Raw genomic sequence first — 24,312 nt, 5'->3', positions numbered from 1 at the left:
GCTATTCCTTGGTGGCCTTGGACACCGGCTCGAAGTTGAAGGAGCGGATGAAGCAGTCCCTGGGCTGGTTCACGGCGAACAGCACGCAGTCGATCAGCGACTGCGCGGTGAGCGGCGCTCCGGCCCGGCGGTCGGTGGTCTCCCAGTCCTCGCCCAGCGGGTCCACGTTCTCGAAGTCCGGCGGGTACAGCGAGATGACGCGCACGCCCTCCGGGCGCAGCCGCTGGGACAGGATCTCGGCGGCGTTCGCCTGGGCGCCCTTGGCGGCGTAGAAGGCCGGGCTGCCCGTGCACGAGTCGGAGCGCTGGGTGCCCGCCACCGAGACCATGTTGACGATGTCGGGGCGCTCCGAGGCGCGCAGCAGCGGCAGGAAGTGCTTGACCATCAGGACGGTGCCGGCGCCGCCGGAGGTGACGGTCGCCATGATCTGCTCGTCGGTGGCGGTGCCGAGGTCGTAACCCTCCAGCCACATGGCGCCGTTGTTGAGGAGGATGTCCACCCGGTCGGTGAGCTTGCCGACCTGCTCGGCGAACTCCCGCACCGAGGCCGGGTCGGTCAGGTCGCAGGAGAAGGCGTGGACCTTGTCGTGGCCGAGCGCGAGTATCTCGTCGCGGGTCGCCTGCGCCGCCTCCAGGCTGCGGGCGGACAGGTAGACCTCGGCGCCCAGCTGGGCGAACCGGATGGCCAGGGTCCGGCCGAAGTCACGGGCGGCGCCGGTGACGACAACGCGTGTGTTGTTCATGAGTGCGGTGTTCCTCAGTCGATGGTGAGGCCGGTCGCATCGCTGTGCGCCGGCAGGCGGTGGAGTAGGTAGTCGACGGCGTTCTCGGCCCACTGGTCGGCGGTCGGGTAGGTGTGGTGCTCCTCGGGCAGGCAGGTCGCCAGCATCGCGGTGTCCACGCCGCCGCCCGGGTCGACGGCCACCACCCGGACGCCCGGGCGCAGTTGGGCCGCCTCCTGGGCCACGGCCCGGGTGAACCCCTCGACCGCGAACTTGCTCGCCGTGTACGCGGCGAGCATGCCCCGGGGGTTGCGCCCCCAGCCCGACGAGATGGTGACGAGGGCGCCGCCGTCCGCGATGCGCGGCAGGAACGCCCGCGTCATCGCGTAGACGCCGCCCACGTTCACCCGCATCACCGTGTCGAAGTCCTCCGGCGGGACCTCCCAGACCGGGGCCTGGCCGGTGATGGCGCCGGCGTTGGCGATGACCAGACCAGGTGCCCCGAGGTCGCGGTGTACCCGCTCGGCCCAGGCGTCGACCCACTCGGCGTCGGTGACGTCGACCCGTTCGAAGCGGTGGCCGTCACCCAGCTCGGACGTCAGCTCGCTCAGCGCGTCGGCGCTGCGGCCGCACCCCGCCACCGGATGGCCCAGTGCGGCGAAGCGTCGGGCCAGGGCCCGTCCGAGCCCTTTGGTCACCCCGGAGATGACCACCGGCTGCCTGCTGTCCGTCACTGTGTTCCTCCTGTGTGGCTCGGTGCTCTGTTCCGCCGACGCCCGGACCGTCCTGGGTCAGTCGTCCTGCCCGGCCAGGAGCCTGACCGGAGCGTTCGGACCCAGTTCGGTGACGATCCGGGCCGGGCGCCCGACACGGTCCTGGAGGACCTGATCGGGTGGGAAGAATCCGTACCGGGTCACCAACACGAAGTCAATTCCCGTCTCGTCCGCGGCCAGGACGTCCTGCCGCGAGTCCCCGACCAGCACCACGTCCCGCGCGTCGACCCCGGCGTCCCGCAGGATCTCCGCGAGCCGGCGGGACTTCGGCTCCTCCCCGCCGAGCACGGCGCGGAAGGCGCCGAGCAGTCCGCCGGCGGCGAGCACCTTGTCCGCCTCGCCGCGGGGCGTGCCCGTGGCGACGTAGAGCGGGACGTCCCGGTCGGCCAGGTGCCGGACCGTCTCCGCGGCTCCCGCGCACAGCGGCGCCGCGGGGTAGAGGTGGGCCAGCCGGTCCGCGTACGCGCCCGCGTACCGGTCGTAGAACTCCTCGAAGTCCGGGCCCGCCAGGCCGTGTTCCACGCTCACGCGGTGGAACTCGACGAAGTGCTCCCGCCGGGACCGGCCGAACGTGCGCCGGAACTCGTCCGTGAACCGCTCGACCAGCTCGGCCGGGAAGCCGTCGAACGCGGCGCGGACGCACTCGACCTTGAGCTCGTTGGAGTCGACGAGCACACCGTCGAGGTCGAAGACGACCACCCGGTAGCGCGCCAGGACGTCCGCCAGGCGCTCTCCGGCCGCGTGGGCGAGGGCCTCGTCCAGGAGGGCCGCGGAGAACCCGGCGGACGGGACCCCGGCGAGGAAGCCGATGGCCTTCAGCTTCTCCTCCGCGCCCAACGAGGCGTTCTCCTCGACGCGTTGGACGTAGGTGGGGTGGATGTCGCGCATCCCGGCGATCGCGTAGAGGCCGCTGGGGCCCCACCGGTACCGGTCCATCAGCGGGTGGAAGTGCCGCACGATGAGTTCCAGCAGCGGCCGCATCCGGTCCGCGCCCTCGCCCAGGACGGCGAGCAGCTGCTCGATGCGCGTGTTGCCGGCGCCGCGGCCCATGCCGTACGCGGTGCCGTCCAGCCACAGGGCGCCGTGCTCCGCCGCGACGACCGTGTTGTGCAGGGCGAAGCCCTGGTTGTCGTGGGCGTGGATGCCGACCGGGGCGTCCTGTCCGGTGCGGAACAGCTCGACCAGTTCGGCGGTGCGCTCCGGCCGCAGGGACCCCAGCGAGTCGGCGATGTAGACCGCTTCGAGCGGGCCCATCGCGACCACGGCGTCCACGCAGGCGGAGAGTTCGTCCGCGGTGGCCAGGTCGATCTGCATGAGGTTGACGCAGACCCCGTACCCGGCCTCGCGGAGCGAGTGGACCGCGTCCGCGGCGCCGGCCGCCTTGTCGTAGCGCACCGCGACCCGCACCAGGTCCACCGGAAGCGAGCCGGGGGCCAGCTTCTCCCTGAGCAGGCCGCCCACGTCCGCCTGGGGCAGAGCCACCATGTCGGTGGCGTCCACCATCACGGCGAAGCGCAGCGCGTGGTCCGCGGGAAGAGCCTCGCGCAGGTTGGGGGTCAGCCCCTCGGGAAGCTGTCCGTACGGCCCGAACCCGTCCTTGGCGAAACGGACGTAGCCCAGCTCCACCACGTCGATGCCGAGCCCCGGACAGGCGGCCAGGTACTCCTCGACGAGCGCGGTGTCGAAGTTCCAGTTGGTGTAGTAACCACCGTCACGCAGCGTGCAGTCGAGAACGGTCAGCCCGACGCGGTCCATGGGGGCTCACTTCCCGTCGAGGTCGGGCAGCGTGTTGGTGAAGTCCACGTGGTGAATGCGCTGCATCTCGGCCCAGTTCAGCTTGTTGCCGTGGTTCTCGTGCCGGACGAGGAGGCCGCCGTCGGCGTGCATCATGTCGTCCCACTCCTGCACGGCCGGGTGCAGGTCGTTCGCGCGCAGGAAGTCACGGGTGGGGTCGAAGTGGTCCTCGGCCTCGACGTACATGAACAGCATCAGCGGCTCGATGAAGAAGATCTGCAGCTTGCGGACGCCGATGGTGTCGAGCGCGCCGCCCGGGGCGACGATCTCCGGGATGACGTCACGGTGCAGCCCGATGTACTTCTCGGCGGCGGCGGCGTCCTTGAGGCGGATGGTGAAGGCGTGGTTCTTCATCGGTTGAGCTCCTTCGCGAGAGAAACGAGGTTCTGGTAGGTGTGGTGGACTTCGGTCCAGGTCTCGTCGTCGAGCACGTGCCGGCTCGGGCCGCGCACGTGCGTGCTCTTGACGATTCCGCGCTCCTTGAGGAAGCGCTTGGCGATGGACACGTAGTAGTCGGTGCTGTTCATCATGTGGCACATGAGGTAGGACAGCGGGTGCCCGATCCGCTCCGCCTCGGCGCGCTTGCCCTGCTCGAGCAGGTTCCAGAGCGCCACGACGATCTCGGCGATCTCGGTGGCGGGGATGGTGCCCGTCAGGCCGCGTCGGTGGCAGTCGAGCAGCATCATCCCGCCGTCGCCCTCGAAGATGCGGGCCCGGCCCCCGGTCGCGTCGCGCAGCAGGCTGACGCGCGGCGGCGTCGGCTGCGCCTCCGGCTTGAAGAGCACGCGGTCCTCGCCGTACTCCTCCAGCAGCCGCACCTGGGCGGCGATGCTCAGCGGCTGCTTCGCCAGGCTCTTGGCGTGATGGATGATCACGGGGATGTCGACGGCCTCGATGACCTCGCTGTAGTAGGCGACCATGCCGTCGTCGTCGAGCGGGATCGTCGCCGGGTGCATCACGAGAAGGGCGTCGACGCCGGCTTCCTGCGCGTGGCGGGAGTACTGCACCGCCGCCTGGGGCGTCTCGGCGCCGGTGCTCATGATGGAGACGCCCCGGCCCTGGGCCGCCTTGGCCGACAGCTCGGCGACCCGCAGCCGCTCCTCGTGGGTCAGCCGCAGCACCTCGGACACCTGGCCCACGACGAAACCGTTGCAGCCGGCCTGGAACATGAACTCCGTCTGCGAGAGGAAGTCGTCCTCGTCGACCCTCGATCCGTCTTCGGTGTACGGCATGAGGACGACGGGGAGAACTCCCTTGATGTCCTGGGACATCGATCCACCTTTCATGTGGGCATGGCGGAGGCACGGCAGTCGGAGATGGACTGCCGTGGAACTGAAGTGGGGACTGCGGCGGTCGGGTGCTCAGCCGGCCAGCAGCCGGGCTGCTTCCCCGGCGGCCCACGGGGCCAGCTTGAACGCGCCTCCGTTGAAGCCGGTGGCGAGCATCAGGCCGGGCTCCTCCGGAACCCACCCGACGCGGCCCCGCCCGTCCGGGGCGTAGCACTCCGCCGCTCTGAAGCCCCCGAGTGGCACGCTCGCGTCGACCCAGGTGAAGCGCCGCCGCCCGGCCGTCACGGCCAGCCGGGACTGCTGCGGGTCGACGGCGGTGCGTTCGATCGCACCGTCGATGCGGTGCCCGGTGGGGTGGCCGAGCAGCATCCCGTTGGAGTCCGGGTCCGGTCTGCCGTTGACGGACAGGACGTCGTCCATGTACGCGGGGTGGTCCTTCGGCGCCGCGTCGACGCCGCGCAGCTCGACCTGGATGGCCTGTGCCCAGAGGTCGTGCGGGATGCCCCAGGAGTCGAGGAGCCGCGGCGTGTGGGCGCCGGCGGCGAGGACCACCGCGTCGGCCGCCAGCACGCCCGTGCTCCCCCGCACTCCGCGGACTCGCCCCTCCACCCGGTTCAGGCCGTCGACCCGGACGCCTTCCAGCAACCGGCCGCCCTTGCGGACCGCGGACCGGACGAGCGCCCGCGTCACCTGCGTGGCGTCGAGATAGCCGGCCTGCGGTTCCCACACCGCGAATTCGGCGGATTCGCCGAGGATATGACCGAACTTGCGGTCCAGGTCGGCGGCGGAGAGCAACTGCGCGGGGAAGGACTGTGAGATGCGGTCCGTCAGGATCCGGGCCTGCTCATACCTGTTCGGGTGCGGTATGTAGAGGAATCCGGTCTCGGTGAAGTCCGCGTGGATCCCGGTTCGCTCCGCAAAGCTTCGGAAGAAGGAGAGCCCCTGTATCCCGCGCTCCACGAGGACCGGATCGTCATGGTAGCAGCGCACGATGCCGCCGCTCCATGCCGTGGTTCCGAGCCCCGTCCGATCCTGCTCGACCAGGCACACGCGGGCGCCGCGATCTGCGAGTTCATGGAACACGGCGGCACCCACGATGCCGCCGCCGACGATGACGGCGTCCAGCGTTTCAGACCTACCGACAAGCAAAGCTTTCCCCTCTCCCCCCCCAGAGACCGGCTTTTAACCTACCGTCAGACGAACCAGCTGGCCTGCTGTTTTCCTGACCCTCACTCAATTCTCATGAAACCGGAGCGAGTTGGTGAGTTGACGAACTGGCGTCAAGACGGCAAGCCGAAGTAGATCATGACACCCCGGCCTCTGCAAGAGATCTAGGTCACATTGTCGCCCTCCATTGAACCCTGATGGATCGTCAGCGATCTGGATGGTGCGCGGACGACGAGTGCGCGCAGCGGCGTACCGCCCCGATGAGCGGAGCGGCACGCCGCCGGCTTGTCCGCACACACGGGTTTGAAGACGGCTCCTACGGGAGAGTTCTCATTCGCCGGAGCGGTGAGAAGACGTAGGGGAGCCAGGCGACCGCCAGCCCGACCGCCCCGACGTAGAGCGACGCGCGGACGCCGAAGAACTGTCCGACGAGCCCCGAGGCCCCCGCACCCAGCGCGGTGGCTCCGGTCAGGGCGAACCGCATGGTCGCGTTCATGCGGCCCAGCAGCTCGTTCGGGGTGACGCGCTGCCGGAAGCTCACCAGGACCACGCTGTTCATCCCCATGCGGTACGTGACCACCAGCCAGCAGACGGCGGACACCCAGTACATCGCTCCATCACCGATCAGCGGCACCAGGCCGGCGAACGGCGCGGTGACCAGACCGGCGAGCCACAGCACACGGCCCTGTCCCACCCGCTCCGCCAGCCGCGGCCCGGTGTACGCGCCGATCAGCGAGCCGATGCCCCCCACGGCCAGGTACAGGCCCAACCTCCACGCGGAGAGGTGCAGGACCTGCTCGAAGAGGAGGGGCAGCATGATCGTGACCATCTGGAGGGAGAAGTTGGTGATCGCCCCGGCCGTCGCGATCGGGCGGAGCAGGGGGTGGGAGAAGACGAACCTCACCCCGTCCCAGATCCCCCGGTACAGCGCCTTCTTCTCGGCGACCGTGTGGGACTCGTCCACCCGGTCGATCCGGGAGATCAGTAATCCCGACAGGAGGAAGCCGAACGCGTCCACGACGACCGCGACCGGGGCCGCCATCAGCTGGAGCAGCAGACCGCCCAGACTGGGCCCGGCGACTCCGGAACTCTCCCTGACGCTGCCGATGTACCCGTTGGCCTGGAGCAGGCGCTCCCGCTGCACGATGGAGGGCAGGAAGCTCTGCGCGGAGATGTCGGAGAAGACCGTCAAGGTCCCGCTCACGAACACGACCACGTACAGCTGCGTCAGGGTCAGGGCCCCGAGGAGCCACGCCACGGGTATCGACCCCAGCAGCAGTGCCCGCCCGAAGTCGGCGGTGAACATGATCGGGCGCCGGGGCATGCGGTCGACCCAGACGCCGGCCGGGAGGCCCACCAGGAGGAAGGAGACCGTACTCAGCACCCCGAGCAGTCCGACCTGCGCCGGACTCGCGTCGAGCACGGTGACCGCGGTGAGCGGCACGGCCAGGTAACTGACCTGCGAACCGTACAGACTGACGGTGTTGGCGGTGAAGAGCCGTCTGAAGTTCCGGTTCCCGAAGATCGACGGTTCGCCGGCGGCGCCGCTCTCCCGCTCCGCTCCGCCCGCGATCGGGGTTTCCGTTCCCACCGCCTGGGGAGGCTCGCCTCCGCCGGTCCGGGATCGAGTCATTCGTGGAGTCCTCCGCTGTCTCAGGAATCGCAGTCTCAGGAAGCGTGACGGAACACGGGGCCCACCTTGACACGCCGGTCGGCGCCCAGGTTGATGACCGCTTGACCACCCGACGGGGTGGCCCTCACCTGAGCCCCTCCGTATCCCTCCGGAGTGACGAAGACACCCCAGACGGAGTCGTAGTCCTCGACCGTCCCGCTCTCCGGATCGACGATCGGTTCCGGATCCGGGACGACCCTCTCCTGGACGATGTACCCGCTGCCCAGGGCCCCGTCCAGGAGCTCCCGCCACTCCCGGTCGGACTTCTCCCAGCCGGCGTGGCTGCCGATCCCCGAATACCCGTTGACCGGCTTGATGATGAGCTTCTCGCGGTGCTCCCCGCAGTAGTCGAGCAGATCCACCGTGGTTCCCCCGGCCTCGACGGTCCCGGAGTCCAGCACACGGGTCCAGGGCAGGATCCGGTCGATCAGCGCCTTCTCCTCGGCCGAGAAGGCGTCACGCCACCGCTGGTCGGACAGCATCGCCAGGCAGCCCTTGTTGTGCACCAGTCCGGTGCGCATCGTGGTCCACAGGACCACGCGTCCCTCCTCGTGCGCCCGGAAGATCGGCTCCAGCGTCCTCTCGCCGTCAGGACTCGCCACCACCTCCTCCACCGTGAAGTAGCGCGCGATGACGTCCAGCGGCCGGCCGTGCAGGTACAGCCTCCCGCCCTTCTCCCGCACCTCGCTCAGCTCGCCGAGGACCATCTCGATGCCGAAGCCGCGCATCATCTCCTGGAGGCTCAGGTACATGCTCCGGTACTTGGCCATGGCGCCGTCGCAGTCGACCGCGCCGACGACGGGTGCCGCACCGCCGGTGACGGGCTTCGCCGCTTCGCGCAGGGACCGGACCAGACGCTCGCCCGTGTGGACGTAGTCGAGGCCGTGCTCGTCGGCGAACTCCCGGAACTCCGGCACCTCCAGCATGTACTTGGCGATGTCCGACCAGGAGACCCCGCCGACGGTGCTGTTGACGTTGAATTCGAGGAGCTTGAAGGAGTCCTCGACCCGGTAGAGGTCGGCGCGCCCGTACAGGGTGATGTCTCCGCCGAGCCGCTGGATCAGCGCCGCCCGCCTGGGGTCGATGCCCAGTTCCCGGGCGTACCCGTCGACGTCCCCGCCGAAGAGCCGGTCCGGCAGCGAGGTCAGCACCCGGAACAGCGCTGCCAGGTCGTCGGCGCACCTGGCGATGGACCGGTCCGGCACGAAGACCGGCCGGGGCAGGATGATGCTCCGGTAGTCGGCCTCGGCTTCCTTGGGGAACGGCACACGGCTCGCGAGGTCCCGCAAGGCGCTGCCCTCTTCCAGGCACCGCTCGACGTAGCTGCGTGTGACGGAGTCCCTCGTCATGGGCCTTCCCCTCGGGTTGCTGTCGGATGAACGAGTCCTCTCCGGCCTCGCGGTCGGGTTCGCGAGGCCGGAAAGGACTCAGGACTGCTGCTTGCTCCTCGGCCGGGCACGACCGGCACGACGCGGAACGGGGAGGGGCGCGCTCGGGGCGGCCGCACCCGGCTCCGTCCGGGTCACACCCCGGACTCGACCCTCGGACGCAGGCCGGCGGTCAGGTGCTCGGGAGTGGTGCTCTCGATCAGGTCCCGGATCGCGGCCACGGCACGGGCGATGCGCTCCTCGGACTCGCTGCCCACGGAGACCCGGATGTAGCGGTCGCACGAGTCCCCGTACCCGATGCCGGGCACCACACTGATCGCGCTCTCCCTCAGCAGCCGGTCGGCGAACCCGGTGGAGTCCAGGGCGGAGGCGCCCAGGTGGACGAAGAGGTAGAACGTCGACGTGCCGGGCATGGTGTCGATGCCCGCGTCCGCGAACCAGCCGGCGACCCGGTTGCGCAGCTGGACGGTGCGCTGGATCTGCGGCCGGGTGACGTCCAGGAGGTCGTCGAAGCGCTCGGACAGGTACGCCGCCAGGATGGTGGGCGCACAGGTGACCAGATGCTGGTTGATCTTCAGGATCTGCTCGGTGAGCCGCTCGTTGGCGATGAGGTAGCCGATCCGCCAGCCCGAGACGCCGTAGTTCTTCGACATCGAGTTGACCGTGACCGTGTGCTTCTTCTCCGGGTCGAGCGACCCGGCCGCGAGGAACTCGGGGCCCGGCGGCACGAACTCGTTGTACGCCTCGTCGACGATCAGCAGGAGACCGTGGCGGTCGGCCAGTTCGTGCAGGTGCTCCAGCTCGGCACGGGTGTAGACGTGCCCGCTCGGGTTGTTCGGGTTGTTGATGATGACCGCGCGGGTGCGCTCGGTGACGAACCGCTCGAAGTCGAAGACCGGCACGTCGTGGGCGACCATCACCGGCTCGCCCTTGCACAGGCGGATCTGCGCCGGGTAGCTCAGCCAGTACGGCTCCGGCACGATCACCTCGTCCCCGGGGTCGAGGATCGCCATCAGCGCCATGTAGATGGCGGCCTTCGATCCCGCGGTGACGATCACCTCGGTGTCCGGGTCCACCGGGAGCGCGAACTTGGACTCGTAGTACTTGCCGAGCAGCCGCCGCAGCTCCGGCAGCCCCCGGGAGTGCGAGTAGTGGTGCAGGCCGGGCGTGGTGAGCCCGCCGAACTCCGGGAGCGGCAGGTCGAAGAAGGCCTCACCGAGGGACAGCGTGATGACGTCCTGTCCGGCGGCCTTCATGTCGTAGACGACGTTGTTGTGCTGGACCGACAGCGCCTGGGTGATGCCCTCCATCAGCCGGGAGGCGCGCAGCGGCTCCTTCGTCGCGGTGCGCGGCTGTCCGGCCATCAGACGATCCTCGTCTGGCCACTGCCCCAGACCACGTTCTTCACCGTGGTCAGCGACTCCAGACCCATCGGTCCGCGCACGTGCAGCTTCTGGGTGGAGACGCCGATCTCCACGCCGTAGCCGAACTCGCCGCCGTCGGAGTACCGGGTGGAGGTGTTGACGAAGACGCTGCCGGAGTCGACCTCCCGGGCGAAGCGCCGCGCCACGTCGATGTCCTTCGCCACGATGCCCTCGGCGTTGGACGTGCCCCACCGGCGGATGTGCGCGAAGGCGGCGTCGGCGTCGGGAACGACCTTGACCGCGAGGACGAGCCGCAGGTACTCGGTGCCCCAGTCCTCCTCGGTCGCGGCGACCGCCTTCGGCCAGACCCGCTGGACGGTCTCGTCGCCACGGATCTCCACCCCCGCCTCGGCCAGCTCGTCGAGGATTCCGGGCAGCCAGGACTCCGCCAGGTCCGCGTGGACCAGCAGGGTCTCCATCGCGTTGCACACGCTCGGCCGGGAGGTCTTCGCGTTGATCGTGACCGCGGTCGCGATGGCGAGGTCGGCGGAGCCGTCGATGTAGGTGTGGCAGTTGCCGGCGCCGTCGATCACCGTGGGCACGGTGGCGTTCTTCTCGACGGAGGCGATCAGCTCGGGGCCGCCTCGCGGGACGAGCAGGTCGACGTACCCCTTGGCGCGCATGAGCTCCAGGGCGGCGTCACGGGACGGGTCCGAGATCAGCTGGACGGCCGCGGCGGGCACGTCGTCGTGCTCGGCGATGGCCTCCGCCAGCGCCGCCATGATCGCGGCGTTGGTGGCCGCGGCCATGGACGAGCCACGCAGCACCGCGCAGTTGCCGGTCTTCAGGCAGAGGGCGGCGACCTCGGCGGTGACGTTGGGCCGGGCCTCGTAGATCACCGCGATGACGCCCAGCGGCTCCCGCACCTGCTCGATCAGCAGCCCGTTGGGCCGCGTCCAGCCCTTGACGACCTCGCCGACCGGATCCGCCAGCGACGCCACCGTGTGGATGGCGTTCACCAGACCGGCCATCCGGCTGTCGGTCAGGGTCAGGCGGTCGATGAGGGTCGGGGTGATGCCGGCCGCACGGGCGGCCTCGATGTCCTGCTCGTTCGCCTTGATGATCGAGTCGCGGTTGCGCTCGACGGCGGCCGCCATGTCCAGGAGCACCTGGTTCTTCTTCGCCGTGGTGAGCCTCTTGACGGCGGCGGTCGCCTCCGCGGCAGCACGGCAGATGTCGATTACCGACACAACTAGCCTCCAAAGATCCGTACGTAGTCACAGTCGTCGATGAGTTCCGAGGCGGACCGGTCACCGGCCCGGGCCTGCGCCGCGCCGAGACGGACGGTGCCGCGGGCGATCACCCGGGCGTCCGGGCCGACGACGTCCACGACGTCGCCGCTGTCGAACGACCCCGTGATCGCGTCGACGCTCCCGGCGAGCAGGGCCCGGTCCGACTCGATGGCCTGCCGCCCCGCGGCGTCGCAGACCACGGTCCCGCTCGGCGGGTACCGGAAGGCCCGCCAGAGGCGCCCGAGACCGGGGGCGGCGGAGTGGGTGGTGCGGGGCGGGAAGACGGTCCCCTCCACCTCGTCGCCCCGGGCGGCGGCGATCAGCACGGTGGAGTCCATGGCATCGGCCACCACGGTGCGGACCCCGGCGTGCGCGGCGATCCAGCAGGCGCTCAGCTTCACGAGCATGCCGCCGGTCCCGCCGTCCCCGGTGGACCCCCCGGCCATCGCCTCGACCTCGGAGATCGGCCCCGTCACCTCGGCGATGCGCACGGCGCCCTCGCCGAGCATCGGGTTGCCGTCGTAGAGGCCGGCCACGTTGGTGAGCAGCAGCAGGAGTCGCGCCTCGAGGAATCCGGCGAGCAGCGCGGCCAGCACGTCGTTGTTGCGCACGCCCAGCGCGTCGTTCTCGTTGACGATGGGCACCATGCCCAGCGACAGCATCAGGTCGAACGTGCGGCGCACTCCCCCGCCGCGCTCCGGCGCGACGAGATCGTGCGGCGTCAGCAGGATCTGACCCGTCTCCAGACCGTTCGCGGCGAACCGGGCACGGAGCGCCGCGTACAGCATTCCCTGACCGAGCGCCGCCGCGGTCTGGGCGGCCTCCGCCGTGTCCCGGGTCAGATCGCCGTGCCTGGTGCGGCCCAGTGCGATCGCCCCCGAGGTGACGAGCACCGGCGCCAGACCGGCCTCGATGCCCTTCGCCACCGTGGTGCAGAGGGTGTCGAGCTTGACGGGGTCGACCTCGCCCTGAGTGATCAGGGACGACGTTCCCACCTTGATGACGACGCGGTTGCCCGTGCCGTCGCTGATTCCGTTCCGCATGGTCTCCTCGCCTGAACCTCGGCAGTCGCGTATGAGAGAGCGGAGGGGCGGCCGCTTCCGAGAACAGATGGTTGCCGGAGGCGGTGTTCTCCCAATGTGCTGGCGATTCGCCGCCGTTGTCGGGGCCTCGCGGAGCACGGGCGGGCGCGGAGAGGCGGCCGTCCGGCCGCCGCGGAACGCGGGTGGAGGTGGTGAAGACGGTGGAGGCCGTGTGGCGACGGCCGCCGCGGGACGGCGGCGGGCCCGGGTGCCGAGTGCCGGCGCCCGTCAGTTCGGAGCGTCGTCCGTCCCGGATGCCGCCGCCGCCCGGGCGAGGGAGTCCGCCACCGTCGCGCAGGCCAGCCGGGTCACGGACCGCAGCTCGTCCCCCGAGGCGCCGGCCCGGCTCAGCACGGCCAGCGACTGGTTGACGGCGACGACGAAGGTGGCGAGCTCGTCGAGCGTCCGGGCGTCGGCCGGGGAGTCCGCCAGGGCGGCGCGGACCCGCTGGTGTTGCAGGTCGAGCAGGCCGCGCACCCGGGTGCCGCTCTCCTCCGTCAGCGTCGGCGACTGCGCCGCGGACTGCGCGATGAGGCACCCCGCGGGAACCGACGGGTCGGCGATGCGCTCCAGGACGACGTCGAAGAACGCCTCGACGGCGCGCACCGGATCACCGGGGTGAGCGGCGAGCGCCCGCTCGTACCGGGCGCCGTAGACCGACGCGTAGCGGTCGAGGCACCGGTGGAACAGGGCCTCCTTGCCGCCGAAGGTGCCGTAGAGCGAGCCGCGGCCGAGGCCGGTGGCGGAGCCGAGGGCGTCCAGTGAGGCATCGGCGTATCCGCGCTGCCAGAACACCCGCATGGCCTGGTCCAGGGCCGCGTCGACGTCGAACTGCTTCCGGCCGGCCACCGCGCGCACCTCCCGTCTCACCTGTCGGGGGTCTGTCGGGGTGAGCCTACCCGCATCTTGGACCGGCCGGTCAAACAATCTTTGACCGATCGGTACAAGATGGCTACGGTGACGGCCAGTGGCCCGGCGTCAGCACCACGAGAGGAAAGACCATGAGCCTGTCGTCCACACCCCCGCCCACCCCTGAGGGCCCGGGTTCCGTCACCGGGGCGCCGGAGCTCCCGGCCGGATTCACGCGGACCTTCACCAGCCGGTACGTCGACACCGGGCGCCTGCGCCTGCACGCCGTCACCGGCGGCGAAGGCCCCCCGCTGCTGCTGCTCGCCGGCTGGCCGCAGAGCTGGTACGCCTGGCGCCTCCTGATGCCCGCGCTGGCACGGGACTTCCGGGTCGTCGCGGTCGATCCGCGCGGCGTCGGACTGTCCGACAAGCCGCTGGACGGGTACGACACCGGCACGCTCGCCCGCGACCTGGTGGAGCTGATGGACGCCCTCGGGCACCACCGCTTCGCCATGGTCGGCCACGACGTCGGCATGTGGACCGGCTACGCCCTGGCCGCGGACCACCCCGACCGGCTCGACCGCCTCGCCGTCGCCGAGGCCGCGATCCCCGGGCTCTCCCCCACCCCGCCGCTCTTCGGCAGCCAGGACGCCAACGACCGGCTCTGGCACTTCGCCTTCAACCGCCTCGACGGCCTCAACGAACAACTGGTCAGCGGACGGGAGCACCTCTACTTCGGCCACCAGTTCGCCACGAAGTCCGCGAAGCCGCTGCCCGACCACGCCGTCCGGTACTACGCCGAGCTCCTCGCCGCCGACGCGCAGGCCCTGCGCTGCAGCTTCGAGTTCTACCGCGCACTCGACACGACCATCGCCCAGAACCAGCGGCGCGCGACTCGGCGGCTCTCCCTCCCCGTCCTGGCGATCGGTGGGGCGCGGAACCTGGGCGCCTCGGTCGGCGCGACGATGAAGCTCGCCGCCGACGACGTGGAGAGCCTGGTCCTCCCCGACTGCGGCCACTACCCGCCCGAGGAAGCCCCGGAGGCGATGCTGGCAGCCCTCACCGCCTTCCTCGCGCCGTACCGCGGCGAACGAACCGGGTAGGTGGGCGGCTGCCGCGCGGGCCGAACGCGGAGGTCAGGACCAGGCGATCAGCTCGCCGGCCATGGTGAACCCCAGGAAGAGGGAGAGGGTGATCCGGCGGCCGCCCGCGAAGCCCTGGACCTGGTGGAAGTTGCGGCAGTCGAAGAACACGCCTTCGCCGGGCTCGGCCAGCGCCGTGGCCGAGGGCACGTCGGCGACGGCCTCGGGGGCCCAGCCGTAGCCGTCCCTGAAGCCGTCGTCGGCGGGGATCCAGCGGTGCCGCCAGACCGTCAGCGCACCGCCGTGTTCGGCGACGGTGAGGTGGAGGTTGAAGGCGAGCTGCACGATGGGCTGGTCGTCGAGGCGGCCCGGGAACTCCCGTGCCACCTCGTCGTAGTGGATCTTCGAGCCGGTGGGGAACTCCCGGAGGATGCCCACGTGCAGCGGGCGCCCACCGATGGTCGCGGGGCGCACCGGGATACCGAGTTCGGTGTTCAGCCGGCGCATGACGGCCGGCGCCGGATCGTTCCCGCCGTAGATGTCGAGCCCGGCCTCGCGGGCCCGTTCCGCCTTCTCCCAGTAGGCGTCCCGGAGTTGGCCCTCGGTGTAGTAGTCGTAGACCGCGGGGCCGAACTTCAGGATCGGCGGGTCGAGCCGCTCTTCGTCGTAGGGCTCGAAGTCGGCCCGCTCGATGCGGGCGACGAGGCGGGCCAGGTCGCCCTGGAGCAGGTCCGGCACCCGCACGATGGCGCAGGTGCCGGCGGCCAACCGCTGCAGGGCCTCCCGCAACTCCCCCTGCCGGGCCGTCTCCACGGCGAACATCGCCTCGTCGTGGAGCCGGTCCGGCGTCATGTCAGCCATGGGTTCCCCTTGCTGAGAGGTCGGGCGGAGGGGCGGGAGGCCGCCGCACCCTCCGCGACGCGATGCGCTACGCAAGGGAAGCATTCCCTCAGCACAGGTGACGCAGGGGCTCGCCGGACGAGGGGGAACCTCAGCCGATCTTGCTGTTGGTCCAGTTCCAGCTCTTGACGGCGTCGGTGGCGCTGTCCCAGGCCTTCTTGGGGCCGGCGAAGCTGCTGCCGGTGCTGGTGAGGGTCCAGAGCCCGGTACGACTGAGGTCGCCGCTCTGGCCGTAGTCGTAGAGGACGCCGAGGTCGGTCCTGCCGTCGCCGCTGAAGTCACCGGCGACGGGCTTACTGGCGGCCCAGCTCCAGCTCTTGACCAGGTCGGTGGCACTGTCCCAAGCCCTGTTGGGGCCGGCGAACCCGGTGCCGGTGCTGGTGAAGGTCCAGACGGCGGTGCGGTTGACGCTGTCGGTCCGGCCGTAGTCGTAGAAGACACCGACGTCGGTCCTGCCGTCGCCGCTGAAGTCACCGGCGACGGGCTTGCTCGTGGTCCAGTTCCAGCTGTCCGAACCGCTGTCCCACACCTGCCGCGGGGAGTTGAACCCAGTGCCGGTGCTGGTGAGAGTCCACAGACCGGACCGGTTGCGGTCGCCCTCCTTGCCGTAGTCGTAGAGGACACCGATGTCCGTCTTGCCGTCGCCGTCGAAGTCCCCGGCGACGGGCTTGCTCGCCGCCCAGCTCCAGCTCTTGACCGGGTCGGTGCTGCTGTCCCAGGCCTTCCTGGGGCTCGCGAACCCGGTGCCGGTACTGGCGAAGGCCCAGACGGCGGTGCGGTTGACGTCGCCGTTCTTGCCGTAGTCGTAGGCGATGGCGAGGTCGGTCCTGCCGTCGCCGTCGAAGTCCCCGGAGACCGGCTTGCTCGCGGCCCAGTTCCAGCTCTTCACCGGGTCCGTGGCACTGTCCCACACCAGCTTGGGGCTCGTGAACCCCGCGCCGGTGCTGGTGAAGGTGTAGAGCTTGGTGCGGTTGCGGTCACCGTCCTTGCCGTCGTCGTACAGCACGCCGATGTCGGCCTTGCCGTCCCCGTTGAAGTCACCGACCGCCACCTTGCTGGCCGCCCAGTTCCAACTGTCCGAACCGCTGTCCCACACCTGGCGCGGGGAGTTGAACCCGGCCCCGTTGCTGGTGAAGGTCCACAAGCCGCTTCGGTTGCGCTCGCCGTCCTTGCCATAGTCGTACAGCACCGCGAGGTCGTCCCGGCCGTCACCGTCGAAATCACCCCTGGTCCGGTCGGCGCCCTCGTTCTGCTCCGGGGCGGCGGGAACATCGGGAAAGGGCTGTTCGCCGTCGGTGGTCAGGCCTGCCTGCTGCCAGCAGTTCGGCCAGGCGACCACACCCTGAACAGCGAGCACCTTCTCCCCGATCCTGATCTGCTGCTCCTTGGTGGCCTGGTAGGGGAACGGCGCGTACTCCGTCCCGCCGAATTCCTCCCAGGTACTCGGCATGAACTGCAGACCCCCGCCCAGGTTCGTTCCCTGGTGGTAGCTCCAGTCGCCCTCGCTCTCGCACCGCGCGAGCTTCTCCCAGGTGGCGACCGAGGCGGCACCGGCTGGGACGGAAGGCGCGAGGGAGAGTCCGGCTGCGGTCAGCGCCACGGCCGCGGTGCCGATGAGCGTGCGCTTCCTGTTTGTCGTGGAACGCATTGTCCTGAAGACCTCGATCGGTCGATGGGTGGTCAGCTGACGGTGCTGTTGGTCCAGTTCCAGCTCTTGACGGCATCGGTGGCGCTGTCCCAGGCCTTCCTGGGGCTGCTGAAGCCGCTGCCGGTGCTGGCGAAGGTCCAGACGGCGGTGCGGTTGACGGTGTCGGTCCGGCCGTAGTCGTAGAGGACGCCCACGTCGGTCTTGCCGTCACCGTTGAAGTCACCGGCCACGGGCTTGCTCGCCGCCCAGTTCCAGCTCTTGACGGCATCGGTGGCGCTGTCCCAGGCCTTGCTGGGGCCGGTGAACCCCGTGCCGGTGCTGGTGAACGTCCAGACGGCCGTGCGGTAGACGGTGTCGGTCCGGCCGTAGTCGTAGAGGACACCCACATCGGTCTTGCCGTCACCGTTGAAGTCACCGGCCGTCACCTTGCTGCCGGCCCAGTTCCAGCTGTCCGAACCGCTGTCCCACACCTGCTGCGGGGAGTTCAGCCCGGCGCCGGTGCTGGTGAAGGTCCACAGGCCGGTGCGGCTGCGCTCGCCGTCCCTGCCGTAGTCGTAGAGGACGCCCATGTCCGCCTTGCCGTCGCCGTTGAAGTCGCCGGCGACGACCTTGCTGTTGTTCCACTTCCAGCTCTTGACGGCATCGGTGGCGCTGTCCCACACCTGCTTGGGGCCGGTGAACCCGGTGCCGGTGCTGGTGAGGGTCCAGAGCCCGGTACGGCTGACGTCCCCGCTCTGGCCGTAGTCGTAGGCGATGGCGATGTCCGTCCTGCCGTCGCCGTCGAAGTCCCCGGAGACCGGCTTGCTGGCCGCCCAGTTCCAGCTCTTCACCGGGTCCGTGGCACTGTCCCACACCAGCTTCGGGCCCGTGAACCCCGTACCGGTGCTGGTGAAGGTCCACAGCCCGGTGCGGTTGCGCTCCCCGTCCCTGCCGTAGTCGTACAGCACGCCGATGTCGGCCTTGCCGTCACCGTTGAAGTCGCCGACCGTCACCTTGCTGCCGGCCCAGTTCCAGCTGTCCGAACCGCTGTCCCACACCTGCCGCGGGGAGTTGAACCCGGACCCGTTACTGGTGAAGGTCCACAGCCCGCTGTGATTCCGCTCGCCGTCCCTGCCGTAGTCGTACAGCACCGCGAGGTCCTCCCGGCCGTCACCGTCGAAGTCACCCTTGATCCTGCTGGTGTCGTCGGTGGAAGCGGGCGTCACCTCGTCGTCCACGATGGAGTTGAGCCGGATCGGCTGGTACTGCTCCGAAAGGGAGAAGTAGGCGTACGGGATCACCCGGTGGTGAACGCCGGTGCTGCTGAACTCGTAGCCCCAGTAGGACGTCCTGGCGGAGTCGGCCCACTTCTCGAAGAGGACGATGTGCCCGTACCTGCCCGGGTTGTCGTTGTTGAGGGCGTCGCCGGGCTTGAGCTCGTCCTTGGTGATGGCGTGGGCGACGCCGGCGGGGATGAAGGTGGGAGTGGCCTCGCCGGGACCGGGCAGGCCCCATGCCATCGAGACGTAGCCGGAGCAGTCGGTGCGCCAGCCCTGGTACGTCGCCTCCATGCTGTAGTCGAGGCCCTGGTCCACCCAGGTGGCGGCGCGCTTGAGGACCTCGCTGCGGGTGATGGGCCGGGCGTCTTCGTCGGCGGCGAGCGGTGCGGCCAGGCTCTTGGCGCGGAGTTGGGAGGTGGGGGTGCCCTGGCCCGCGTTGGGGTGGTCGTCCGCTGACGGACGCGCCGGATCGGCGGCAGCGGCGCGGGGCTCGGCGGCGACCGCGGGGCCGGCGGCGACCGCGCCGAAGGCGAGGGCGGTCGTCACCAGGGCGGCGACGGACGACGTACGGGCTATGAGGGAGAGTTTCATGGCGGCTTTCTGTTTTCGGGCAGCCTTCGGCGTCCCGAGGTGGGTGGTGAGTTCGGAGGAGTCGTTCGGAGCGATGGCACCGGACGGGCCCGCGTCGGGCGGATGTCCGTCGGACCGGTGTCCGGGGCCCGGAAGCCCGGTTGGCCTCGGCGTCGCGCCCGGTCTCAGCGGACGCGGCCGTCCCAGCTCCAGCCGTCGGCCGGGCGGCGCGGGTGTCCGGGGAGCGCGGTCCGGCCGGTGCACCAGAGCAGGGTGTCGGTGGGGCGGTGGCCGTGCGGCGCGTCCGGGAACAGCCGGGCCAGGGCGGGGGCCGCGAGGTGGTCCGGCGGCTGCCAGGGAAGGTCGTAGGCCTCCGCCAAGTCCCGGCCGTGGACAAGGAGTTCGACGATTCCCATGGCGGCGAAGCCGGGGCCGTCCGAGTGGCCCCAGGGGTGCCAGGCCCGGGCGTCCGCCGGGGTGTCGCGCACGGTGGTGGCGAGCAGGCCGGCGGCGATGCGCAGGCCCTCCAGGCAGTGCGGGATCGGGGCGGCCGGGTCGAGCGAGCCGAAGAGGGTGATGTAGCGGTCGGTGGGGCGGGCGGTGAGCAGGCCCGCGTAGCCGAGCAGGCCGAGGGCGAGGTGGTCCAGGGTGGCGCGGGCGGTCCAGTCGCTACCCGCGGGGACACGGGACCAGTCGGCGGACGCCGCCTGCTCCAGGGCGCCGGTGGTCTCCGCGGCGGCCTCGACGACCAGCTCGGGCCAGTCGGTGGCCGCGGCGGTTTCGGGAGCGGCTGCGGCGATCGAGGCGGAGACGGTCCTGGTGGCCGGGTACAGCGTGGTCACTTGGCGATGACCTCGATCAGCCGCGCGTAGCTGTCGCCGCCGTGCCCGTCGGTGACGGCCCGGCGGACCTGGGCGGCGAGCAGCTCCGGCAGGGCGGTGTCGACGCCCCGCGCCTCGCTCGCGTGCAGCAGGTGGTCCATCGCGGCCAGGTGGACGTTCAGGCTGGCGTCGTCGCCCGGGTAGGTACGGGCGTCGAGCTGCGGGGCGTAGCGGCCGATGAAGCCGGCGACGGCTCCGGACAGCCAGCGGGTGGCCACGGCCGTGAACTCCTCGGCCCGGACGCCGTCCGCGCCGACCAGTGCGGCGCCGTGCAGCCAGCCGCTCAGCGCGGACCACATCAGGCCGAGCAGCGCCGTGTCGTACAGTCCGGCGACGCCGGCGTCCGGGCCGAGGTCGACGGGCTCGCCGAGCGCGGCGAGGGTCGGGCGGTGGCGGGCCAGGACGTCCGAAGCGCCGCTGTAGAGCAGCGTCGCGTCCGGGCCGCCGATCCCGGGCGGGGTGATCATGATCGCGCCGTCCAGGTAGTCCAGGCCGAGCCCGGCGGCCCAGGCGGCCGTCTCCCGGGCCTGCTCGGGCGATCCGGAGGTCAGGTTCACCAGCGTCCGCCCGGCCAGCGCCGCCTCCTGGCCGGCGAGGACGGCGCGCACCGCGTCGTAGTCGAGCAGGCAGGCGACGATGAGCCGGTTCGCCGTGACGGCCGCCCCGGGGAGGTCGGCCGCGACGGCTCCGCGGGCGACCAGTGGCTCGGCCCGGCCCGGCGTACGGTTCCAGACGGTGGTCGGGTGGCCGGCGGTGCGGAAGGCGTGCGCCAGCGCGGTGCCCATCGCGCCCAGGCCGAGGACGGTGACGGATTCGGGCAGGTCGTGGGTCATGGAGGTCTCTCCCGTTGGTGTGCTTCTCCGCCCCGGTGAGTCCCGGGGCTTGATCGACATCACTCACCCTCGCAGCAGTCGGAGACCCCTGACAGTGGCAAGATTGACTGCTCCCGAACGATTCCTGCCAGAAGGGTTTCGCCGCCTTGTCAGCTCCCGTCAGCACCCCCGGCACCGTCGCCGTCGCCGTCATGGACCACACCGAGCTGGCGCTCTGGGACATGTACGAACTCGGCATGGCCTGCGCCGTGTTCGGCATCCCGCAGCCCGAGATCGCCGACCGCTGGTACGAGCTCCGCCTGTGCGCCGAGACGCCGGACGACCCGGCACCGCCGCGCGCGCCCGGAGGCTTCGGCTTCAACCTGCGCGCCGAGTACGGCTGGGAGGCCCTCGCCGAGGCCGACACCGTGATCGTCACCTCCGTCCCGGACGCCTGCGTGACCGGCGAACGCGAGGTGCCGCCCGCCCTGGTGGCCGAGCTGCGGCGGGCCGCCCGGGCCGGGGCGCGGATGGTGTCGCTGTGCACCGGCGCCTTCGCGCTCGCCGCCGCCGGCCTGCTGGACGGGCGCCGGGCCACCGCCCACTGGGCGCACACCGCCGACCTGGCCCGCCGGTACCCCACCGTCGCCGTGGACGACGGCGTGCTCTACGTCGACGACGGCGACGTCCTCACCAGCGCGGGCGTCGCCGCCGGACTGGACCTGTGCCTGCACATCGTCCGCCGCGACCTCGGCGCCCACGTGGCCAACCAGCTGGCCCGCAAGCTCGTCGTCCCCGCCCACCGCCCGGGCGGACAGGCGCAGTTCGTCGACCTCGCGGTGCCCGCCGCCGACGACGACAGCCTCGCCCCGGTCCTCGCCTGGGCCACGGAGAACCTCGAACGCCCGCTCACCACCGACGAGTTGGCCAGTCGCGCCCGGATGAGCCCGCGCACCTTCTTCCGCCGCCTCCAGGCCGCCACCGGCACCACCCCGCTCCAGTGGCTCCTCGCCCAGCGCCTCGCCCGCGCCCAGTCCCTCCTGGAGAAGACCGACCTGCCCGTCGAGCAGATCGGCGAGCGCAGCGGCCTCGGCAGCGCCACCAACCTCCGCCGCCACTTCACCGCCCGCGTCGGCGTCACCCCCACCGACTACCGCCGGGCCTTCCGCTCACCCGCCGCGCCCGCCTGAAGCGGCCGACCACACCGGCCGGCCGATCCCGGCCCCGGCTCAGAGGCCCGTGTAGGTGAACTCGTCGGCCGGGCCGGTGGCGGAGGCGATGTCGCCGACCGTCACGGTGATGTCCACCGTCTGCCTGTCGTCGACCTGCAGGGGCGCGGTGGCCGTGAGCTCGGTGGCCGAGACCCAGGTGACCGTCTTCGACGCCTGGTCCTTGAACTTCACGCCGGCCCCCTTGGGGAAGCCCGTGCCGGTGATGGTGACCGTGGTCTTCGCCGCCGGACCGCTGGTCGGGCTGATGCCGGTGACCACCACGGGTGCCGGTCCGTCATAGGCGAACTGCCCCAGCGGCACGACGGGCGTCGTGCCGAGCACACTGGTGACGCGGACGTCCACGATGCCGACGCCGTCCGGCACCGTGGCGGTGATCGTGTCGCCGCCCGGGCTGACGACGGCGTCGGGGCACGGGATGGGACCGAAGTCGAGGACGCTGCCCGGGAGGAAGCCGCTGCCCTCGATGACGACCGTGGACCCGCTCGCGCCGAAGGCGGGACTGACGCCGGTCACCACCGGGCCGGGAGAGAGCATGGAGGTCCCGAGCAGGCTGAGGTAGACGTTGTTGGAGTGCTGGTAGGCGACCTGCCCCATGAAGTCCGCCACCGTGCTGTTGACCAGGGCCGGATCGTGCGTCGAGTAGTCCCCGTCCGGCGGCAGCTCCTGCTGCGCACCGGGCTGCACGTAGACCTTGCCCTTCGGGAGCCCGTTGAGTACGTCGAACAGGTGGTGCACGGTGAGGTTGCCCGCCGGGCCGGGTGACGGGTACCAGCTGTCCTTGTTCACCGTCTTCAGGTCGTTCCAGGCCAGCGGTACGGCGTCCCAGGCGTTGAAGTGGTGGTTGTTGCCGAGCCACGGCAGCCCGTTGAGATAGGTCGCGAAGCTCTGCAGCCCGGCGGTGGGGGCCGCGAAGGTCTCCAGCGCGAACTGCGGGACGTTGGTCCAGCTCCGCGCCTGGGTGTACAGGTAGGGGGCGAGCATGGTGGCGATGCAGCCGCCCAGGCTGTGACCGGTCACGTACACCGTCGGCCGCGGTGTGGAGGGCGCCGCCTGGACCAGGCCGGCCAGCGCCTCCGCCAGGGTGGCGCCCTGCCGGGCGAACGCGTCCTGCGGCACCGGCACCCCCAGGACGTCCCCCGGCGGCGGCAGGATCGAGACCATCGTGGCGACCTGGGTGAACGCCGTCATCGCTCCCTTGGAGACGGCGACCGGGGTCGGCGAACCGCTCGCGGTGAACGGGACCACGGTGCCGACGTCGAGGTCCTCCAGGATGTCGGTGATGTTGCCGACCGTGCCGCGCACGACCACGGCGAACCGGTTGGAGCCGTCGATACTCCTGGCGATGTACGCCATGTTGGCGTCGTCCGGGCTCAGCGCGAGCCAGGCCAGCCGCCAGCCGGCCTGGGTCGCCAGCCAGAGGTCGGTCAGCTGCTGCGAGATCCCGGCGGCCACGCGCCACGTCTGCTCGTCCCGGGTCTCCCCCGATGGTCGCGGGGTCGCCGCGGTGGCCGCGAGGGCGGACAGCGTCATGCAGACCTGGGACGGGGTTGCCGGCTTGGTCATGCTCACTCCTGGGATGCTCACCGAACCGAGGACGGACCGTCGACCGTATGCGCCGGGCCTGCCGGTCCGGGCACCCGACCGGTCACCGGGCACCCGGATGGCCAGGGGGATTCAGGCGCGCGGACCAGTGCCGGGCTCATCGGGTGCGAGCGGCGGGCGGGCCGGCCGGGTGGGCGTCAGATCCGCGGCCAGGAGCGCCAGCAGGTCCGCCGGCGCCTCGACGAAGCGGTAGTGGCCTCCCTCCAGGAGTTCAAAGGTCGCTTCGCCGCAGGCCGACCAGCCGGTCATCAGCGACGGCGCGATGCCCGTGTCCTCGGTCCAGCCGATGGCGGTGATCGGGCACGGCAGCCGGACGGGCTCGGCCACGTGGTAGCGCCTGTTCATGTCGACGTCGTTGCGCAGGACGCCGAGGTAGAGCGCCAGCAGGCTCGGTTCCAGGGTGCCGCCCAGTTCCGCGACGAGCCCGCGCAGTTCGGCGGCCAGCTCGTCGTCGCCCATGTCGAGGAAGCGGCCGTAGGGGCCGTCCTGCGGCGCGACCTCGGCGGAGACGAACAGCCGGGTCGGGGCGGGGCAGCCCCGCTCGACCAGCCGTACGGCGGTCTCGTACGCCGCCAGCGCGGAGCCGCAGTGCCCGAACAGCGCGTAGGGACGGTCCAGGTAGGGGCGCAGCGCCTCGCAGAGGTCGTCGGCCATCGCCTCGTAGGTGGAGTGGGCGGGCTCGCGCATCCGGTTCTCCCGGCCGGGCAGCTGCACGGGGCAGACCTCGGCGCCGTCGACCGAGGACGGCCACTGGCGGTACATGCTCGCTCCGCACCCGGAGTAGGGCAGGCAGAACAGCCGCGCCGGTGCCACCGGCGACGGCTCGCGAAGGAACCACTTGTTGCGGGTACGGGCCGTCGGAGCGTCCACTGATGTCCTTCCGGGTGGGGCTTCTTCTCGGGTTCGGCCGCGGTGACGTACGCGGCCCGTGGTGC

Annotated in this window: 22 protein-coding genes; 3 read left to right on the top strand and 19 right to left on the bottom strand. The window is 71.0% G+C overall.

The window, feature by feature from the left end:
- Nucleotide 1 precedes the first annotated feature (1 nt).
- From ACFWP2_RS24115 to ACFWP2_RS24090, 6 genes are all read right to left on the bottom strand, one after another.
- Entirely contained in the window at nucleotides 2-742 is a 741-nt protein-coding gene (locus ACFWP2_RS24115; RefSeq protein WP_380454754.1) for an SDR family oxidoreductase, read from the bottom strand.
- Nucleotides 743-756: 14 nt separating this feature from the next.
- Nucleotides 757-1,455: an SDR family oxidoreductase gene (locus tag ACFWP2_RS24110; RefSeq protein ID WP_380454752.1), complete on the bottom strand. Its 699-nt coding sequence runs from the start codon at nucleotides 1,453-1,455 to the stop codon at nucleotides 757-759.
- Between the two features lie 57 nt (nucleotides 1,456-1,512).
- Complete coding sequence (locus ACFWP2_RS24105; protein WP_380454750.1) at nucleotides 1,513-3,249, bottom strand: HAD hydrolase-like protein; 1,737 nt, start codon at nucleotides 3,247-3,249, stop codon at nucleotides 1,513-1,515.
- A 6-nt stretch (nucleotides 3,250-3,255) separates the two neighbouring features.
- Nucleotides 3,256-3,642 (bottom strand): L-rhamnose mutarotase, encoded by a 387-nt coding sequence (locus ACFWP2_RS24100; RefSeq protein ID WP_380454748.1) that lies wholly within the window; start codon nucleotides 3,640-3,642, stop codon nucleotides 3,256-3,258.
- Entirely contained in the window at nucleotides 3,639-4,559 is a 921-nt protein-coding gene (locus tag ACFWP2_RS24095; RefSeq protein ID WP_380454746.1) for a dihydrodipicolinate synthase family protein, read from the bottom strand. The genes ACFWP2_RS24100 and ACFWP2_RS24095 overlap by 4 nt, the downstream gene beginning before the upstream one ends.
- Nucleotides 4,560-4,649: 90 nt before the next feature.
- Nucleotides 4,650-5,660 carry an NAD(P)/FAD-dependent oxidoreductase gene (locus tag ACFWP2_RS24090; protein WP_380454864.1) on the bottom strand — a complete coding sequence of 337 codons (1,011 nt, stop codon included), beginning with the start codon at nucleotides 5,658-5,660 and terminating at the stop codon, nucleotides 4,650-4,652.
- Between ACFWP2_RS24090 and ACFWP2_RS24085 the strand changes: the two genes are divergently transcribed.
- Nucleotides 5,553-5,879, top strand: a complete 327-nt coding sequence (locus ACFWP2_RS24085) for a hypothetical protein (RefSeq protein WP_380454870.1) — start codon at nucleotides 5,553-5,555, stop codon at nucleotides 5,877-5,879. The genes ACFWP2_RS24090 and ACFWP2_RS24085 overlap by 108 nt on opposite strands.
- Before the next feature lie 181 nt (nucleotides 5,880-6,060).
- Here ACFWP2_RS24085 and ACFWP2_RS24080 read toward each other — a convergent pair whose 3' ends face one another.
- From ACFWP2_RS24080 to ACFWP2_RS24055, 6 genes are all read right to left on the bottom strand, one after another.
- Nucleotides 6,061-7,377, bottom strand: a complete 1,317-nt coding sequence (locus tag ACFWP2_RS24080; RefSeq protein WP_380454744.1) for an MFS transporter — start codon at nucleotides 7,375-7,377, stop codon at nucleotides 6,061-6,063.
- Nucleotides 7,378-7,412: 35 nt separating this feature from the next.
- On the bottom strand, nucleotides 7,413-8,765 hold the full coding sequence (locus ACFWP2_RS24075; protein WP_380454742.1) for a hypothetical protein: 1,353 nt from the start codon (nucleotides 8,763-8,765) through the stop codon (nucleotides 7,413-7,415).
- A 173-nt stretch (nucleotides 8,766-8,938) separates the two neighbouring features.
- Entirely contained in the window at nucleotides 8,939-10,168 is a 1,230-nt protein-coding gene (locus ACFWP2_RS24070) for a pyridoxal phosphate-dependent aminotransferase (protein ID WP_380454740.1), read from the bottom strand.
- Nucleotides 10,168-11,418, bottom strand: a complete 1,251-nt coding sequence (locus tag ACFWP2_RS24065) for a glutamate-5-semialdehyde dehydrogenase (RefSeq protein ID WP_380454738.1) — start codon at nucleotides 11,416-11,418, stop codon at nucleotides 10,168-10,170. The genes ACFWP2_RS24070 and ACFWP2_RS24065 overlap by 1 nt, the downstream gene beginning before the upstream one ends.
- Nucleotides 11,419-11,420: 2 nt before the next feature.
- Nucleotides 11,421-12,503 (bottom strand): glutamate 5-kinase, encoded by a 1,083-nt coding sequence (gene proB / locus ACFWP2_RS24060; RefSeq protein WP_380454736.1) that lies wholly within the window; start codon nucleotides 12,501-12,503, stop codon nucleotides 11,421-11,423.
- Between the two features lie 267 nt (nucleotides 12,504-12,770).
- The gene (locus tag ACFWP2_RS24055; RefSeq protein ID WP_380454734.1) at nucleotides 12,771-13,391 is read right to left on the bottom strand and encodes a TetR/AcrR family transcriptional regulator; all 621 of its coding nucleotides are present in this window, start codon (nucleotides 13,389-13,391) and stop codon (nucleotides 12,771-12,773) included.
- 152 nt (nucleotides 13,392-13,543) lie between these two features.
- Here ACFWP2_RS24055 and ACFWP2_RS24050 point away from each other — a divergent pair, with 152 nt between their 5' ends.
- Nucleotides 13,544-14,494: an alpha/beta fold hydrolase gene (locus ACFWP2_RS24050; RefSeq protein ID WP_380454732.1), complete on the top strand. Its 951-nt coding sequence runs from the start codon at nucleotides 13,544-13,546 to the stop codon at nucleotides 14,492-14,494.
- 33 nt (nucleotides 14,495-14,527) lie between these two features.
- Here ACFWP2_RS24050 and ACFWP2_RS24045 read toward each other — a convergent pair whose 3' ends face one another.
- The 5 genes from ACFWP2_RS24045 to ACFWP2_RS24025 all read right to left on the bottom strand — a co-directional run bounded on the left by ACFWP2_RS24045 (nucleotide 14,528) and on the right by ACFWP2_RS24025 (nucleotide 20,564).
- Nucleotides 14,528-15,334, bottom strand: coding sequence for a proline hydroxylase (locus tag ACFWP2_RS24045; RefSeq protein WP_380454730.1), 807 nt, complete (start codon nucleotides 15,332-15,334; stop codon nucleotides 14,528-14,530).
- A gap of 130 nt (nucleotides 15,335-15,464) precedes the next feature.
- Nucleotides 15,465-17,021 (bottom strand): transglycosylase family protein, encoded by a 1,557-nt coding sequence (locus tag ACFWP2_RS24040; RefSeq protein ID WP_380454728.1) that lies wholly within the window; start codon nucleotides 17,019-17,021, stop codon nucleotides 15,465-15,467.
- A 32-nt stretch (nucleotides 17,022-17,053) separates the two neighbouring features.
- Entirely contained in the window at nucleotides 17,054-18,871 is a 1,818-nt protein-coding gene (locus ACFWP2_RS24035; protein ID WP_380454726.1) for an FG-GAP repeat domain-containing protein, read from the bottom strand.
- A 164-nt stretch (nucleotides 18,872-19,035) separates the two neighbouring features.
- Nucleotides 19,036-19,692 carry a hypothetical protein gene (locus ACFWP2_RS24030; RefSeq protein ID WP_380454724.1) on the bottom strand — a complete coding sequence of 219 codons (657 nt, stop codon included), beginning with the start codon at nucleotides 19,690-19,692 and terminating at the stop codon, nucleotides 19,036-19,038.
- Entirely contained in the window at nucleotides 19,689-20,564 is an 876-nt protein-coding gene (locus tag ACFWP2_RS24025; protein ID WP_380454722.1) for an NAD(P)-dependent oxidoreductase, read from the bottom strand. The genes ACFWP2_RS24030 and ACFWP2_RS24025 overlap by 4 nt, the downstream gene beginning before the upstream one ends.
- 191 nt (nucleotides 20,565-20,755) lie before the next feature.
- Between ACFWP2_RS24025 and ACFWP2_RS24020 the strand changes: the two genes are divergently transcribed.
- Nucleotides 20,756-21,733 carry a GlxA family transcriptional regulator gene (locus ACFWP2_RS24020; RefSeq protein WP_380454862.1) on the top strand — a complete coding sequence of 326 codons (978 nt, stop codon included), beginning with the start codon at nucleotides 20,756-20,758 and terminating at the stop codon, nucleotides 21,731-21,733.
- Between the two features lie 39 nt (nucleotides 21,734-21,772).
- On the opposite strand, the gene ACFWP2_RS24015 is transcribed toward ACFWP2_RS24020, so the two are convergent.
- Together ACFWP2_RS24015 and ACFWP2_RS24010 are read right to left on the bottom strand one after the other, a co-directional pair.
- Nucleotides 21,773-23,338, bottom strand: coding sequence for an IPT/TIG domain-containing protein (locus ACFWP2_RS24015; protein ID WP_380454720.1), 1,566 nt, complete (start codon nucleotides 23,336-23,338; stop codon nucleotides 21,773-21,775).
- A 111-nt stretch (nucleotides 23,339-23,449) separates the two neighbouring features.
- Nucleotides 23,450-24,247, bottom strand: coding sequence for a thioesterase II family protein (locus ACFWP2_RS24010; protein WP_380454718.1), 798 nt, complete (start codon nucleotides 24,245-24,247; stop codon nucleotides 23,450-23,452).
- Nucleotides 24,248-24,312 lie beyond the last annotated feature (65 nt).

The organism is Kitasatospora sp. NPDC058444, from assembly GCF_042721415.1.
In the GTDB taxonomy this organism is placed as follows: Bacteria; Actinomycetota; Actinomycetes; order Streptomycetales; family Streptomycetaceae; genus Kitasatospora.
This window is presented reverse-complemented; position numbering and strand designations above follow the sequence as displayed.

Excerpts from the sequence above, each read along its gene's own strand:
- ACFWP2_RS24015 (WP_380454720.1), bottom strand. The coding sequence starts at position 23,338 with ATGACCAAGCCGGCAACCCCGTCCCAGGTCTGCATGACGCTGTCCGCC.
- ACFWP2_RS24085 (WP_380454870.1), top strand. The coding sequence starts at position 5,553 with ATGGTAGCAGCGCACGATGCCGCCGCTCCATGCCGTGGTTCCGAGCCC.
- proB (WP_380454736.1), bottom strand. The coding sequence starts at position 12,503 with ATGCGGAACGGAATCAGCGACGGCACGGGCAACCGCGTCGTCATCAAG.
- ACFWP2_RS24115 (WP_380454754.1), bottom strand. The coding sequence starts at position 742 with ATGAACAACACACGCGTTGTCGTCACCGGCGCCGCCCGTGACTTCGGC.
- ACFWP2_RS24045 (WP_380454730.1), bottom strand. The coding sequence starts at position 15,334 with ATGGCTGACATGACGCCGGACCGGCTCCACGACGAGGCGATGTTCGCC.
- ACFWP2_RS24020 (WP_380454862.1), top strand. The coding sequence starts at position 20,756 with ATGGACCACACCGAGCTGGCGCTCTGGGACATGTACGAACTCGGCATG.
- ACFWP2_RS24100 (WP_380454748.1), bottom strand. The coding sequence starts at position 3,642 with ATGAAGAACCACGCCTTCACCATCCGCCTCAAGGACGCCGCCGCCGCC.
- ACFWP2_RS24040 (WP_380454728.1), bottom strand. The coding sequence starts at position 17,021 with ATGCGTTCCACGACAAACAGGAAGCGCACGCTCATCGGCACCGCGGCC.
- ACFWP2_RS24035 (WP_380454726.1), bottom strand. The coding sequence starts at position 18,871 with ATGAAACTCTCCCTCATAGCCCGTACGTCGTCCGTCGCCGCCCTGGTG.
- ACFWP2_RS24105 (WP_380454750.1), bottom strand. The coding sequence starts at position 3,249 with ATGGACCGCGTCGGGCTGACCGTTCTCGACTGCACGCTGCGTGACGGT.
- ACFWP2_RS24080 (WP_380454744.1), bottom strand. The coding sequence starts at position 7,377 with ATGACTCGATCCCGGACCGGCGGAGGCGAGCCTCCCCAGGCGGTGGGA.
- ACFWP2_RS24075 (WP_380454742.1), bottom strand. The coding sequence starts at position 8,765 with ATGACGAGGGACTCCGTCACACGCAGCTACGTCGAGCGGTGCCTGGAA.
- ACFWP2_RS24025 (WP_380454722.1), bottom strand. The coding sequence starts at position 20,564 with ATGACCCACGACCTGCCCGAATCCGTCACCGTCCTCGGCCTGGGCGCG.
- ACFWP2_RS24070 (WP_380454740.1), bottom strand. The coding sequence starts at position 10,168 with ATGGCCGGACAGCCGCGCACCGCGACGAAGGAGCCGCTGCGCGCCTCC.
- ACFWP2_RS24095 (WP_380454746.1), bottom strand. The coding sequence starts at position 4,559 with ATGTCCCAGGACATCAAGGGAGTTCTCCCCGTCGTCCTCATGCCGTAC.
- ACFWP2_RS24050 (WP_380454732.1), top strand. The coding sequence starts at position 13,544 with ATGAGCCTGTCGTCCACACCCCCGCCCACCCCTGAGGGCCCGGGTTCC.